The 14665-nt window shown below is 37.0% G+C and carries 10 protein-coding genes and 1 pseudogene; 3 read left to right on the forward strand and 8 right to left on the reverse strand.

The window, feature by feature from the left end:
* Positions 1–4 precede the first annotated feature (4 nt).
* The 7 genes and pseudogenes from arsS to ES765_RS06890 all read right to left on the reverse strand — a co-directional run bounded on the left by arsS (position 5) and on the right by ES765_RS06890 (position 9203).
* A complete protein-coding gene (arsS, locus tag ES765_RS06860; protein WP_138112569.1) occupies positions 5–1060 on the reverse strand; it encodes an arsenosugar biosynthesis radical SAM (seleno)protein ArsS in 1056 nt (351 codons plus the stop codon).
* A gap of 196 nt (positions 1061–1256) precedes the next feature.
* On the reverse strand, positions 1257–1592 hold the full coding sequence (locus tag ES765_RS06865) for an arsenosugar biosynthesis-associated peroxidase-like protein (RefSeq protein ID WP_091625516.1): 336 nt from the start codon (positions 1590–1592) through the stop codon (positions 1257–1259).
* Between the two features lie 234 nt (positions 1593–1826).
* A pseudogene (locus ES765_RS06870) lies at positions 1827–2462 on the reverse strand (metallophosphoesterase family protein); the annotation flags it as partial.
* Positions 2447–3790 carry a sodium:solute symporter gene (locus tag ES765_RS06875; protein WP_138112571.1) on the reverse strand — a complete coding sequence of 448 codons (1344 nt, stop codon included), beginning with the start codon at positions 3788–3790 and terminating at the stop codon, positions 2447–2449. The gene ES765_RS06875 and the pseudogene ES765_RS06870, both read right to left, overlap by 16 nt.
* A gap of 32 nt (positions 3791–3822) precedes the next feature.
* Positions 3823–5247: a SusD/RagB family nutrient-binding outer membrane lipoprotein gene (locus tag ES765_RS06880; RefSeq protein WP_138112573.1), complete on the reverse strand. Its 1425-nt coding sequence runs from the start codon at positions 5245–5247 to the stop codon at positions 3823–3825.
* A gap of 9 nt (positions 5248–5256) precedes the next feature.
* Positions 5257–8460: a SusC/RagA family TonB-linked outer membrane protein gene (locus tag ES765_RS06885; RefSeq protein WP_138112575.1), complete on the reverse strand. Its 3204-nt coding sequence runs from the start codon at positions 8458–8460 to the stop codon at positions 5257–5259.
* Positions 8461–8513: 53 nt separating this feature from the next.
* Positions 8514–9203 carry a DUF2064 domain-containing protein gene (locus ES765_RS06890; RefSeq protein WP_138112577.1) on the reverse strand — a complete coding sequence of 230 codons (690 nt, stop codon included), beginning with the start codon at positions 9201–9203 and terminating at the stop codon, positions 8514–8516.
* Positions 9204–9575: 372 nt separating this feature from the next.
* Between ES765_RS06890 and ES765_RS06895 the strand changes: the two genes are divergently transcribed.
* The gene (locus tag ES765_RS06895; protein WP_138112579.1) at positions 9576–11090 is read left to right on the forward strand and encodes a Do family serine endopeptidase; all 1515 of its coding nucleotides are present in this window, start codon (positions 9576–9578) and stop codon (positions 11088–11090) included.
* Between the two features lie 78 nt (positions 11091–11168).
* On the forward strand, positions 11169–11936 hold the full coding sequence (locus ES765_RS06900) for a patatin-like phospholipase family protein (RefSeq protein WP_138112581.1): 768 nt from the start codon (positions 11169–11171) through the stop codon (positions 11934–11936).
* 55 nt (positions 11937–11991) lie between these two features.
* Here the strand turns inward: ES765_RS06900 and ES765_RS06905 are convergent, their stop codons facing one another.
* Positions 11992–13041 carry a ferredoxin--NADP reductase gene (locus tag ES765_RS06905; protein ID WP_138112583.1) on the reverse strand — a complete coding sequence of 350 codons (1050 nt, stop codon included), beginning with the start codon at positions 13039–13041 and terminating at the stop codon, positions 11992–11994.
* 97 nt (positions 13042–13138) lie between these two features.
* Here ES765_RS06905 and ES765_RS06910 point away from each other — a divergent pair, with 97 nt between their 5' ends.
* Complete coding sequence (locus ES765_RS06910; protein WP_249356258.1) at positions 13139–14647, forward strand: DUF5687 family protein; 1509 nt, start codon at positions 13139–13141, stop codon at positions 14645–14647.
* Positions 14648–14665: the final 18 nt, after the last annotated feature.

Consider the following 14665-nt stretch of genomic DNA (forward strand, 5'->3'; position numbering starts at 1 on the left):
TATTTTAAGCTACCGTTCCTTGGCAACTACTACCTGCTCCAGCCGTACAACCATAACAATGTTGTGAGGTAATGATATTTCTATCATTTAAGACATCTTCATTATAATCTTTAATATGTTTGACCTTGCTGGCAACTTTTAAATCTAGCATTTGGTTAAAGTCACAATCGTATAACCATCCGTCCCAACTTATTGAAATAGTATTGGTACACATGACGTTTGCCACTGCAGAAGGATTATATGCTTCTACTAAGGCGTACATATAATCTTCATAATTTTCAGAGGCTATGAGGTAATCTAAAAATCGTGCTATTGGCAGGTTGGTAATAGCGAATAAATTATGAAACTGAATATCAAAATCCTCTTTAAGCGCCTTTTTGAAGTCCTTTTCCATTGCAGTTTGGTCGCCTGGCAAATAGGCCCCTGAAGGGTTATAGACCAGGTCTAATCGCAAGCTACTACCCGGTAACCCATAACCTCTTTCGTTCAATTCTTGTAAGGCTTTCACCGATTTGTCAAAAACACCATCGCCTCGTTGTTTATCTGTCTTGCCTCTAGTGTAATGCGGCATAGAAGAAATAACGTGCACATTATGTTTTTTGAAGAAATCTGGCAAGTCATAATATTTTTTGTTCGCACGGATGATGGTTAAATTCGAACGGACGATAAAATCTTTGATCCCTACCTTGGAAGCTTCCTCCACGAACCACTTAAAATCTGGATTCATTTCTGGGGCTCCACCGGTTAAATCCAATGTATGAGCGCTCGTAGTTTCAATTACCTTCAAACATTGAAGCATAGTTTCGCGCGTCATGATTTCCTTACGGTCTGGACCTGCATCTACGTGGCAATGCTCGCAGACCTGATTGCACATATAGCCCATATTTATTTGTAAAACCTCCAATTTTTTAGGCCGAAGAGGAAAATGCCCTATTTGCGCAATTTTATCTTTGAAATAGGGTAATTCTCCATTGGCAAATACTCCACCATTTAGTATTTCTAGTTGTTTGTTAGCAACTGCTAAATCGTTTCCTTTTGCTTTTAATGATTTTGTAGCCATTCTTTTTAGTTGATGATTGAGGGTTACCAGTTGTTCGAGGGTAATTCTTGTACGAACAGCAAACTAACCGTTCAATTTAATTTAATTTCTTTTTCAATAGATAGCAATTTCTATTTTTTCACTGAATAAATATCGTATACGATATTGATTATAGTATAAAAGTACTATGAATCAGCACCAAACAATTTTCAACCATTTACATTGATAATTTATTATACTTATTCATCATCTGTACACCGTGTACTAGGGTTGCACCGCTTTCAATAGCCGCACCAACGTGTACGGCTTCCATCATCTCTTCTTTAGTGATTCCTTTTTGAAGTCCATCTTTAGTGTAGGCATCAATACAGTAAGGACATTTTACCACATGGGAAACTGCCAAGGCAATTAACGATTTCTCTCGTGCACTTAGTGCACCTTCTTCGAAAACCTTACTATAATAATCGAAAAATTTTGTTCCAAGTTCTTCGCTCCATTCTGTAATTTTTCCGAATTTTCTTAAATCTGCTGGATCATAATACGTATCTGCCATTTTTTTCTGTGTTTTAGTTTTTATCGAATTTTGTTGTTCTAGGTTAAAATGTATCGGAATTCCCTGTCCCATTTTTTCTACTTCAGGAAGAATTTCCAAGTTATCCCATATGCCAGAAGTAAGGGTGTCACCGTAGGCTTCTGGCAAATGATTTTTATACATTAATTGTTGTGCTGTTTCTGCGTCATATTCAAAAGACTTGTGTGTATACGTAATCTCGCCATCCTCAATTGTCAAAATCATATACCACACTCTAGTAGTACCGTCATTGGCAGGCATACCTATCACACCCGGGTTCAACCACAATTTATCTTTGATGGATTGATGAAACGGTAGTCCGCAATGTCCGGCAACTACAATATCACTATTGGACTCATCAAAACAACGTTGCTTGCTTTCATTTGCATTAGAAGCAAATATGAATTCCGAAACATTGCCGAAGTTACCATGAACTATGGCAATTTTTTTGCTTCCATATTCAAAACTTAAATATTCTGGTATTGTTTTGATCCAGCCTAACGATTCTTGCGATAGGTGACCTTTCGTATATGGAAACCACATTTTTGAAAAATCATCACAACGGCTGCCTGCTTTAAAATCGCAACCACAATCTTCACTGTCATTAGCCAATTGTAATTCTACATTTCCTGCAATACTTAAAGCACCCCATTTTCTAAATAATTGAACTGTTTCTTCAGGCTGGGCACAGTAGCCCGTAATGTCACCTGTACACAAGCAATTTTCAGGAGTAATTCCTTCCTGATTGGCTAAGGAAATTAATTTTTCTAAGGCCTGTAGATTGCTGTACACGCCACCGAAAAGCAATAGCTTTCCTTCCTTAGAACCAATATGTTTTATTTCTTTATCCATGTAGGTATTAAATAAACTAATAGACAAAAACTAATACCCCAAAAATTAATCCAAAGTAAATCGGCATGCTTGCCTGTTGTGAAAATTAGAGCTTTAGGAAACCAATTGAAAATGAGTAAAAATCCAAAAAATATTCCGCTAAAAACACTCAAGTGAAAGCTTATTTTGGACGCTTTTCCTTTCCAAAAAAGAAAAACGGGAGTCAAGCCAATTACCATAGTACCACTAATGGTGGTAGCGGATAGTATTTCTGCATTTAAAAATACCGGAATCGTACCCAATACTGCGATTGCTACCATTGACCATCTACCGAATTTGAGGGATTTACCAAATTTTAAATCAAGGGTCATTAGTTTTGAAAATGATGAAAACGTAGAATCTAAGGTAGATGCGGCAGAAGTAATCATAATGAAATTAATGACCAATAAAATGACTACCCCAAGAGCTTTACAGACCTCTACGGCAGCTTGCCCTTGCATACCTTGCGATTGGGCATAGACGCCAATAGTACTAAATAGAATGATGCATAAGGCTCCAAGAACACTAGCCCATAAAAAACTTGTCAAGGTAACTTTAGGGCTGCTTAAGAACCCCCTATCCGTCAAAACCGGATCATGAAATGGATAACTGAAGGATTGTAATAAAGCGGCAAACAATAAATTCAACCCCATTTCAAACGACCAAACACCAGAATTGGCAACTTCGGCTACGGTCATGGTGGTGGTGTCTTTTCCAAAAATAGCGAACAATATTACCGTTAAAAGGATAGAAAAAAGCCCCATTTGGATAATATCGGTAAAAATTGAGCTACTCATCCCGCCTTTTAAGACATAGGCCAATGTCAATCCAGTAAATACTAGAATGGACCAATAATATGAACCTGTACCTACAGGACCAAAATAGGAGCCAATCACCATAGTGTTACTCCAAACTTCATTAAATAATCGAATTGCTATCAAAACAGAAAACACGGTAACTGCGGTTTTTCCGAATTTTGACGAAAGAAAATGATGAATGCTCGTGTAGTTTCCATGAAGCCGCATCTTGTAAATAACAATTCCTGCTACGGCAAATGAAAGATAATACCCCGCGTATGCTACACCACCCACAATGCCAAAGTCTAAGCCTAAATTTGCGGCGTTGGTAATGCTCTTGGCGAATATCCAAGAGATAATCAAACTGCCCATTAACATGAAGGTATTAGGCACCTTCTTCTTTTGAACTGCCTTAAAAAACTGATTGGTATCCTTTGCCAATGGAGAAAGCAAGAACAACACCAAACTTGATGCTATTATTAAACCCCATTGCCAAATCTTTACTTCAGTCATTTAATTTTTCTTTTTTCTCAACCATCAACCAATTACTCATTCCACCAAACTGGCACATTTATACTATTACCATCAGTTTTGCTTGCCGCATCTGCATAATTCACACTATTTAAAGCTTCTTCCTCTGAAGGATAGGGCATGCGGATAGGAATTAGATTGTCATTTAAACTAGCGGATATAGTTTTTAATAGTGGAAACCCTGTTCTACGAAATTCAACCCAACCTTCATAACCGTTAATGATAGTAGCTATCCACTTTTGAGTAATGATGTTTTCTAAGGGATTACCATTGGTTAAAGCCCCTTCTGCAGTTAAATAATTAGTAGGTAGTTCTACTTGCCAATAGGCAAATGCTTGGGTTACTCCTGTGTCATATAAAACCTGAGCATCTGCCGAAATAAGACCTTTTTGAGCAGCTTCTGCTAATAGAAAATTTGTTTCCATGCTGGTCATGAAATTAGCGTCTAAAAGTCCTGTGTTTTCCCTAAAAATTGAACCCGTTAATGAGTAATCGGCCAAAGAAACCCCAGAAGAGGCATCTATACCGTTCAAAAGTCCATTGAATTCATTATTTGTACTATTTCCAAATGGTCGATACAAACGGCCAATACGGGGATCGCTCAAACCGGTCAAGATTTCATCCATCGTTTCAGAGAGCACATAGTTGTTGAAATCACCGATTCTAAGCCGTGCCAACCTAAAATTATTGGGTTCACCATCGGTAAAATTGAAAATAGCATTTTCACTATTTTCATTAATGAAATTACCTTCTGCCACGAGTGACTGTAATTGTGCGGCCACGTCTATCTTATTGGAGATTCGCATTAAATATTTAATTTTTAAAGAATTTGCAAAACGTATCCATCCATTTAAATCTCCATTAAACAGAATGTCACCCTCCAAGGAAATTGTGCCTGAGTAACTTTGCATTGCTGCAAGACCCTTATCAAGATTATCTAAAATACCGTCAGTCTCCATATAAATGGATTCTTGTGTGTCGTAAACCGGAGTTACCGTGGCAACATCTCCTTTAAAGGCTTCAAAATAGGGTACATCTCCAAACAAATCGGTTAGAGATGCAGCCATGTAGGCTTTCATGATTCTAGACGGACCTTCGTAAACTGTAAAAGCCGGATTCTCTTGTGAAAGATTCAATATGATTTCATTGTCTCTAAGATTTTGATAGAAGATAGGCCATGGATTACCACCTAATTGTGGCGACTTCAAATTATGTCTATCAAATAGGTTAAAATCAAGAGCTGTACTATACTGCCCTAATAAATTGCCTGCGGTAAAACCTTCGTAAGACATTTGTTCACCGTAATCATAGATGATCTGTCGTAGCAAGAGGCTGGGTTGCACGGTTACAGGTGCATTTGAATTGGTGTTTATTTCCTCAAAACCAGTCGTACAGCTTACGGCCAACAATAAAATTAAAATGCTATGTATATACTTCATTGTCTTTTCTTAAAAGTTAAAACCAGCTTTAAATCCAATACTTCTGGTTGTAGCATACGACATGTCTTCAACGCCACTTATAAAACCTTGGCCTTGAACTGCCAATTGTTCTGGGTCGAAATGTGGATTTTCGGTTATGGCAAACAAGTTCTTTCCAATCAACGATAAACGTAAACTAGCCTCTTGATTTAATATGCTGAGGTTACCGAACGTATAGCCAATAGACAATTGACGTAGTTTTAAAAAGGAAGCATCATAGGTGTTGTTTTCCTCATGGTTTCTATCGTAAAATTGGCGGTAATAGCTTTCTGCAGAAACTGCTACTGTATTAGGGGTATAAACAGGGTTGGTTTCAGTGCCTGTGTTCACTACGCCTGTGGGTATAATACCCGTTTCTGGTCTAAAAGTAGTTTCGGCCAATTGACCACCAACATTTCCTAATGCCTTGGTTCTTGAAACTATAATTCCACCTTGTCGCCAATCGAAAAGGAAACCTATGTTCCACTTCTTATAATTGAACTGGTTGTTAAAGCCTAACATGAAATCTGGATTGTAATTACCCAGTTTTTGGAGGTCATTATCTGGAATATATCGACCAGCATCAGTTAGAATGAAATCTCCGTTTTCATTCTTTAGATATCCCGTACCGTAAAGATCACCTACACGACCACCTTCTTCGACTTGAAAAAATACCGTTTGGTTTTGACTATCATAAATACGTGAATACGCTAATGTTAATCTGCCGTCCTCCTGCGGTAAACTTTCTACGTTAGCTCGGTTAGCGCTAAAATTTAGAGTACTGTTCCATTTTAAATTTTGGCTAATCACTGGAGAAATACCTAAAATTACTTCCAAGCCTTTAGAACGAACTTCACCACCGTTGACTACTTGTTGCGTATAGCCAGAAGAGATACCTATCGGCAAAGAAATAATTTGGTCTTTGGTCAATGCATTATAGTAAGAGATATCAAAACGCACTTGGTCGCCAAATAATCGAATGTCTGCACCTCCTTCGAATGATGAGGTACGCTCTGGCTGTAAATCAGGATTCGCAATAATGTCTGAATTACTAAATGTAGGTTGACCATTAAATGGCGTCTGTGCTACAAAAGCGCTTGTTGTTTGGTAGGGATTGGTGTCATTACCAACCTGTGCCCAACTGGCCCTTAATTTTACAAAAGAAACTGCCTGAGGCAGATCAATAATTTCAGATAAAATGAAACTACTGGATACCGATGGATAAAAGAAAGAGGTATTATCTACAGAAAAAGGCGTTGCCAAGGCACTTGACCAATCATTTCGCCCTGTAATATCTAAGAACAGGAAGTCGTTATATCCGAATTTGGCTAAACCGTAAAAGCTATTGATTCGTTTATTCGATTCAAATTCAAACACTTCAATAGGTGATGCTGCATTCGACAATCGAAAAATACCCGGTTGTGCCAAACTCGTTGTTTGTGACTGCGAGGTGAATGCTTTTTGGTTCAATCGATTTCCACCAAGGGAAACATCAATACTAATATCATTAAATTGATTGGCATAGTTTAAAAGAAAATCGGTATTAATTTCTCTAAAAAAGACATCATGTTCTGCATAACCTCCATTTCTAAAACGATTAGAACTGTAGGCTCTACGTAATTGCCGTAGTTCACTGGAATAGTCCATACCAGTTCGAACTGAAGCAGTAATATGGTCTGTAATGTCATAGCTGGCGGATATATTTCCAAAAACTCGATCTCTATTAAAAGAGTTTCTATTCTCATAAAGAATAAAATAGGGATTATCAAAAAAGGTGTAGTTATAGGAATACTGTTGTATACCCTCTAAACCTGGTTGCCAATAATTTTTGAGATTATTAATATTTAAGGAGCGAGGTCCCCATGCAACCAAAGAGTAATTTACATTTTCAGATCCATATCCACTAGATGGTCGATTATCACTTTTTGAGTTAATGTAACTAATGGATGAATTGATACGTAAATTTTCAATTGGCTGAAAATTTAACCGTGTTCCAATAGTCTGTCGGTCTAAATTAACACCTGGTATAATAGATTCGCTACGTAAATCGGTGAATGAGAGTCGGTAGTTTCCTTTGTCAAAACCTGATGCTATCGAAATATTATTGATTAGCGTAGTTCCAGTTTCATAGAAATCCTTCAAATTATCAGGGTTCGACCTAAATTCTGTTGGTGTCATGGGAATACCACTATAAAGTGCAGTATCTCCACCACGAACCATTGTTCCATTAGCTAGTGTAACCGGACTATCAAATTGCGGCACTAAATTACCAATATCTAAACGTGGCCCCCAACTGTAGGTGATTAAATCATTTGTACCTCCGCCTAATCCATCTACAAAGGCAAATTCTCCAGCATTCCCTTGTCCATATTCATTTTGGAACTCAGGCAACTTAAATGCTGAATCCACAAAAAAGCTAGTATTGTAGCTAATACCTAACCCTTTGGTGTTTTTACCGCTTTTAGTTTCAATAATAATAACTCCGTTAGATGCCCTTGTACCGTACAAGGCAGCAGCACTGGGTCCTTTCAGCACCGATACTTCGGAAATGTCATCTGGATTCACCTCCATTGCACCGTTTCCAAAATCTATTTCCTGAAATCCGGCAGCGGCTTCAGTAGTGAAATTGAACACTGAATTATTATTGACGGGTACCCCATCAACGACGAATAAAGGGTTGTTGTTAGAGAAAGATGCTTCTCCTCTAATCGTGATTTTAGAAGAAGACCCTACTCCGGTAGCGCCTTGATTGATGGTAACCCCAGCTAGTTTACCAGAAAGATTATCTAAAAAATTCACCGATTTAACTTCGGTTATACCCTCGGCATCTAAGCTTTGCACAGCGTAACCCAATTCTTTGGTTTCCCGTTTAAGCCCTAAAGCGGTTAATACTACTTCATCAAGAATTTCAGACGAATTTTCGAGGGTTACATTTAGGGTGCGTTTGTTGTTAATAGGAAATATTTTAGTTTGATATCCTAAAGCTGAAAATTCAAGTACTTCTGAAAGGTTGGGTACATTCAAGGAATAAAAACCATTACCGTTTGTGGTTGTTCCCGCAGTTGTTCCTAATAATACAATGTTTACAAAGGGTATGCCATTTCCATCCGTATCTGAAATAGCACCTGTAATTGTCTCTTGAGCATTGACCGCTGTTACCATGAACAGGATCAACGTCATTAAAATATATTTCATAAATACGTGTTGACTGAGTTGTACAATTGCCCAATTATTAGGCAAGCCTGGGTTTAGGCAAAAGAAACTTGAGGCGAACCTTTATTGTACATAGACCTGTTTGGAAACAGATCAGGGAATTCACGTAATTGATGATATTTTGCGTTTTTGTTTCCTAAAAGGCTAATAATCAGTTCTACGATTGAAAATGAAAATGACCTTAAATGATTTAATAAAGATTTTAAATCTTTTTCATTATCAAGGTCTTGAAATACAGGAAGCTTAATTATTTCTGAGGATTCTCGTTGAAACCAAGTTGAGATGCAGTTGAAAAGGCTAAAGCGTTGCCAAGGTAAATTCTTAAACGCATGAATATTAAAATTTACTTTTTGTAAACCCAACAGATAGATACCTCCGTCTACAGCCGGGCCTATTACAGTTTTACCTAAAGCCAATTGTAGCGCCGCTTTTTTTAAATGTTGGGTCCTTAATTGCGGAGTATCGTTGCCAATGGTTATGATATTGTCAAAACCTTTTTCAAAAACTGTAGCAATAGCGTTCGCAAAACGTTCTCCGAAAGTAAAACCTACTTGGTCTTTTTCAGTAAAATGGAATATGGGTAAACCTGTATTTTTGGCTTTTAGAAGTGTTGTTTTGGTAAGCGTATTAAATAATTGTTCGCCTTTAGGAATTGACTTGTTTACCAATTCTTCCTTAGCGGAATTGGTAAATACCAAAATTGCTGTAGCACTTAGTGAACTCAATTAAATCTTCTTTTTCGTTGTTAAACTTACGTAAAATAATAGCAAAGGTTTTTTTTGTTCGTATAATAGACAGGAATAATTCAAGTGAATATCTTACGCAAAGTCAAAATGTCGGTTTCAGACTGGTTGGTTTTAGTGAGCTAATTAAGTATTTAATACATGTTAGAACTCCATTCAATGTCAAAAAAAACAGTTGAACTGCTCTTAATTGGTTCACTTTTTGTAATTAAAAAGCCTTTACAAACCAGTTAGTCTAAAAAAATACTTAAAATTTCAGTCAACTTTAGATATTTTTTAGCATTTGGCAGTAACCGGTGGCATAGCTATTGCCACTAGTGTATTGAAAGAAGTTAATTTAAACTATACATTAATATGGAATCAAACACAAACAACAAAAGCGCTTGGAAGTTATATTTCTTCTCAGCCCTAATTGCCTTTATTGTTAGTTACGGTGTAATTGAATTAAACAAACAAACAACGAAGGATTCTACAGGCGTTACGGTAATAGACTCTGTTGCCGGAAGTAATGTGCTTTATACTGCCGACAAAGAGGGGAACATTAAGCCCTTAGATTTTACTGAGACATCAAAAAAGGTGTTAGATGCCGTTGTGCATATTAAGTCTACACAGTCTAATTCATCTTATAGTAATCAAGGTACACGTGAACTACCTGACCCCTTCAAAGAATTTTTTGGCGATATGTTCAAAGGGCAATCTCCAGAGGGTATGCAATCACGGCCAAGGGTAGGGACTGGTTCTGGTGTCATCATTAATGATAAAGGATATATTATAACTAATAATCACGTTATAGATAACGCAGATGAAGTGGTGGTAACTCTTTATAATAAAGAATCATATAAGGCAACTGTAATAGGGACTGACCCAACGACAGATTTAGCACTTTTACAAATCCAGGCTGATAATTTAAAAACGATGGCCTTGGTCAATTCAGATGATGTAGAAGTAGGCGAGTGGGTCTTGGCGGTTGGTAATCCGCTAGGTTTAAGCTCTACCGTTACTGCGGGTATTGTGAGTGCAAAGGCAAGAAATATCCATATCAATACCGACAAATTTGCCGTAGAAAGTTTCATTCAGACAGATGCTGCAATTAACCCAGGTAATAGCGGTGGTGCTTTGGTAAACTTAGATGGTAATCTGGTAGGAATCAATACAGCTATTGCAAGTACAACAGGCACCTATACAGGATACGGTTTTGCCGTTCCGAGTAATATAGTGACTAAAGTAGTTGAAGACCTTTTAAAATATGGTAATGTTCAAAGGGGTATGTTGGGTGTTACCATCAGGACTATGGACGGGAATTTGGCTAAAGAGAAAAACGTAGATTTTTCTAAAGGAGTTTGGGTAGAACAAGTAGGTAAAGAAAGCGGAGCTGATTTGGCGGGTATAGAATCGGGCGACATCATTATGAGTGTTGATGGTAAGGAAACCGGTACTTCACCAAGGCTACAAGAAATAATTGCGGGGAAAAGACCTGGTGACAAAGTAGTTCTTTTGGTCAATAGAAATGGAAAGGAGAAAGAGTTAGAAGTTGAACTTAAGAATGCTGAAGGAGGCACTAGCATCATTAAAATGGAGGAGAAGGAAGTGTTGAATTTACTAGGTGCAAATTTTGAAAACGTGAGTGATGATTTGGCTAAAAAGTTTGAGTTAAATGGAGGCGTGCAGGTGACCAAACTGTATCCGGGTAAAATTAAAAATGAAACTCAAATGCGTGAAGGTTTTATCATCACCCATATTGATGGTAAACGAATTAATGATGTAAAAGATGTACAGGAGATTCTTGAAGGAAAAAAAGGTGGTGTCATGTTAGAAGGAATCTATGAAGATGGTGTTAAATATTATTATGCCTTTGGATTGGATTTATAGTCCTCTTTTATCCCTAATTTTATGCCGAGCGAAAAATAGTATTCGCTCGGCATTTTTTTTGAAATCAATTCTAGATCGATGCAAATACGTTCAAAGTCCATAGGGTTAGTGCTTTCAGGTGGGGGAGTACGTGGTATGGCACATATAGGGGTAATAAAGGCTATGCAAGAATTTGGCATTGAAGCCACAGTTGTCGCAGGCAGCAGTGCGGGTGCTTTGGTAGGAGCATTATATGCAGCGGATAAGCCAGTAGTAGAGATGCTGCGTTTTTTTAAGGAAACACCATTATTCAAGTACAATTATTTCGCCGTTGCCAAACCCGGGTTCATAAATACCGAGCGGTTTATAGATACCTTTCAACAGTATTTCCCTGAAGATAATTTTGCTGCCTTAAAAAAGAATTTATTCGTTGTGGCTACAAATCTTGAAATGGGTGAAGAGGTTTTCATTAATGAAGGCGAGTTGATTAGACCTTTGTTGGCATCGGCAGCCTTACCTCCTGTTTTTAGCCCGGTAGAATATAACGGAGCACTACATGCAGATGGTGGAATAATGAACAACTTTCCTTCAGAACCGGTATTGAGTAGGGTTGATTATGTTATTGGCAGTAACGTTTCCTTAGTTTCCAAATTAGAAAAAAAATACCTCAACAATTCCTTTCAATTAGCTGGACGAGTTACGGGACTTATGATTTACGCAATCAACAGGGAAAAAATTAATAATTGCCACCTAATCATTGAACCTCAAGAATTAGAACATATTGGTATTTTGGATCGCAGAGGTATAGAAAGGGCCTACGCCATTGGGTATGAAGCTGCAGTAAGAACGTTCGAAAAAGTTCTTTAATTTTGATACAAACCATATAAAATAGAAATTCAGTAAAATTGTTTTCTATTTAAAGTTACACATCATCATAATCTACCTTTAGGGTAGGTGTCGTTGGATGTGCTTGACAGGTAAGAATAAAACCATCTTCGATTTCTTTATCCGTCAAAATCTGGTTCATGACCATTTCAGCTTTTCCTTCAGTTACCTTAGCAATACAACTGCTACATACACCACCTTGACATGAATATGGAGCGTCAATATTTTCTTTTAATACCGCATCTAAGACCAAAGTCTTTTTATCCATTGTAAATTGAAATTCTTCATCATCTACAATAACGGTAACGGCAGTTGAGCCTTCAACTTGAATAGGAAGTTCTTCCTTAATTTCCGTTGAGGTGAAAAGTTCAAAGAGAATCTTATCCTTATTAATACCGTTATCTAATAGGGTGTCCTGCACTTTATTAATCATAGCCTCTGGGCCACAAAGATAATAGGCGTTAAAATCAACATCCTTATGTTTGTTTTTTAAGGCGTAGTTTACGGTTGAGGTGTCTATACGACCAAATAGAGCTTTGTCTTCACGGGTTTGACTATTCGTGAAATACACAAAAAACCTATTGGAATATTCTAATTCTAGCTTCACCAAATCGGTGTAGAACATGGTTTCTTTGTACGATTTATTACCATAGACAAGTACGAATTGGTTTTTAGGATTACCATCTAAAACCGATTTCACGATACTCATTATTGGTGTTATACCACTACCAGCGACAAAGGCAGCAATATGTTGAACCTCTTTAGAAGGCTTAAATAAAAAACGCCCTTCTGGCTCCATTACTTCAAGAGTATCACCAACTTGTAATTTACTATTGGCGTAGCTGGAAAATCCTCCGTTATCTACCTTTTTTATACCAATGGTAATTCCATCTTTTTCTGGAGACGAACTAATGGAATAGGCTCTCCTTAATTCTTTACCCTTAATTTCTTTTTTGATGGTGATATATTGACCAGCTGTAAAAGCGAAAGTTTGTGCCAAATCTTTAGGGATAGCAAAAGTAACGGCTACAGAAGTTGGCGTTAATTTTTTAATATGCTTTACCGTTAGGGCATGAAAATGCGACATATGTTCTTTTTCTTTAAATAAAACACAAAATTAAGCATTGCTTAAACGATATAAAATGAGATTGATAAAAAATATAATTTTTTGTAACAAATCAAGAATGAGCAATACCAATACCTTGAAGACTAAAACCAACCGCATGTTCAAAAAATTCACTGCATTACAATGGAAATCTTTTTTTAGGTCTTCAAATCTGGGTAAAAGTCTCGGTATAAAAATTTTGATGGGATTCTTTGGGGTCTACATGCTTTTATCCCTCGCAGGTATGGGAACGGGAATGTATTTCATCCTTAAAAAAATTCTTCCCAACCAAAGCCCTATGTGGAGTATAAGCCAGTATCTTATCTATTGGGTGTTGATTGAGTTATTTCTTAGGTATTTCATGCAAAAATTACCAGTGATGGACATAAAACCGTTTTTGACCACGCCGGTAAAGAAAAGTACCATTGCCCATTATATTTTAGGCAGGTCTGCCGCTTCCATTTATAATTTATTGACCTTCTTTTTTGTAGTTCCATTTGCAATTGTACTTATATTTCAAGGGTATCAAGTGTTGAATGTATTGCTTTGGGTAGTAGCGGTTATGGCACTAGTTCTTTGTATCAACTACGTGAATCTATTGATTAATAAGAATGAGAAAGTATTGATTGGTCTCGTCAGTATTCTTCTTATAGGATATGGACTTGATTACTTTGGCATTTTTTCGGTGAAGGAACTGTTCGCACCTATTTTTCATGCATTGTATGCGTATCCGATAACGGTTATGATTCCGATTGCATTGGCAATTGGTATATATTATATAAACTATCAGTTTTTAAAAGATAAAATTTATTTGGATGCCAGTTTAAAGGTGAAGAGTGTGGAGGCCAACACCACTGATTTGGCTTGGACGAAGCGTTTTGGAGAAATGGGTTCATTTTTACAGCTCGATTTAAAAATGATTTGGCGCAACAAAAGAACCAAGTCACAAGTCTTTATTTCTCTACTTTTTGTTTTTTATGGATTGGTCTTTTATACTCAAGATATATATAGTAGTATGGTTCCTATGAAAGCTTTTGTAGGGGTATTTATGACTGGTATTTTCTTGAGTAATTTCGGACAATTTATTCCTGCATGGGATAGTAGTTACTATAGTATGATGATGTCTCAGAATATTCCTATGCGGAAATACTTGGAGTCAAAAGCAACCTTGATAACCGTTAGTGTAGTCGTAATGTTTTTACTTACGATACCTTATGTTTACTTTGGTTGGGACGCATTGGCTATTAATTTTGGCTGTGCATTATACAATTTAGGAGTAAATATACCGGTCATTTTATATTTCGGTTCATTCAATAAAAAACGGATTGAATTAGATCAGAGTCCGTTTGGAAATATGCAAGGTACTAGCGCTACACAATTTCTGATTATGCTACCGGTCTTAGCGGTTCCAATCATACTATTTTCAATTTTTTATTACCTTATTAACCTTCAAGCAGCAGTGATTGTACTTTCAGTTTTAGGTCTACTAGGTTTTGCCATGAAAAATTACTTACTGAACTTAATTACGGAACAGTATAAAAGAAAAAAATATGGTATGATTGCCGGCTTTAAAGAAAAGGGTAGTTAGAAAGCTAATTACATAATC

This window comes from Maribacter sp. ACAM166, from assembly GCF_005771495.1.
GTDB lineage: Bacteria > Bacteroidota > Bacteroidia > Flavobacteriales > Flavobacteriaceae > Maribacter.

Coding starts and splice junctions, on each gene's coding strand:
- arsS (WP_138112569.1), bottom strand. CDS start 1,060: ATGGCTACAAAATCATTAAAAGCAAAAGGAAACGATTTAGCAGTTGCT.
- ES765_RS06865 (WP_091625516.1), bottom strand. CDS start 1,592: ATGGCAGATACGTATTATGATCCAGCAGATTTAAGAAAATTCGGAAAA.
- ES765_RS06875 (WP_138112571.1), bottom strand. CDS start 3,790: ATGACTGAAGTAAAGATTTGGCAATGGGGTTTAATAATAGCATCAAGT.
- ES765_RS06880 (WP_138112573.1), bottom strand. CDS start 5,247: ATGAAGTATATACATAGCATTTTAATTTTATTGTTGGCCGTAAGCTGT.
- ES765_RS06885 (WP_138112575.1), bottom strand. CDS start 8,460: ATGAAATATATTTTAATGACGTTGATCCTGTTCATGGTAACAGCGGTC.
- ES765_RS06895 (WP_138112579.1), top strand. CDS start 9,576: ATGGAATCAAACACAAACAACAAAAGCGCTTGGAAGTTATATTTCTTC.
- ES765_RS06900 (WP_138112581.1), top strand. CDS start 11,169: ATGCAAATACGTTCAAAGTCCATAGGGTTAGTGCTTTCAGGTGGGGGA.
- ES765_RS06905 (WP_138112583.1), bottom strand. CDS start 13,041: ATGTCGCATTTTCATGCCCTAACGGTAAAGCATATTAAAAAATTAACG.
- ES765_RS06910 (WP_249356258.1), top strand. CDS start 13,139: ATGAGCAATACCAATACCTTGAAGACTAAAACCAACCGCATGTTCAAA.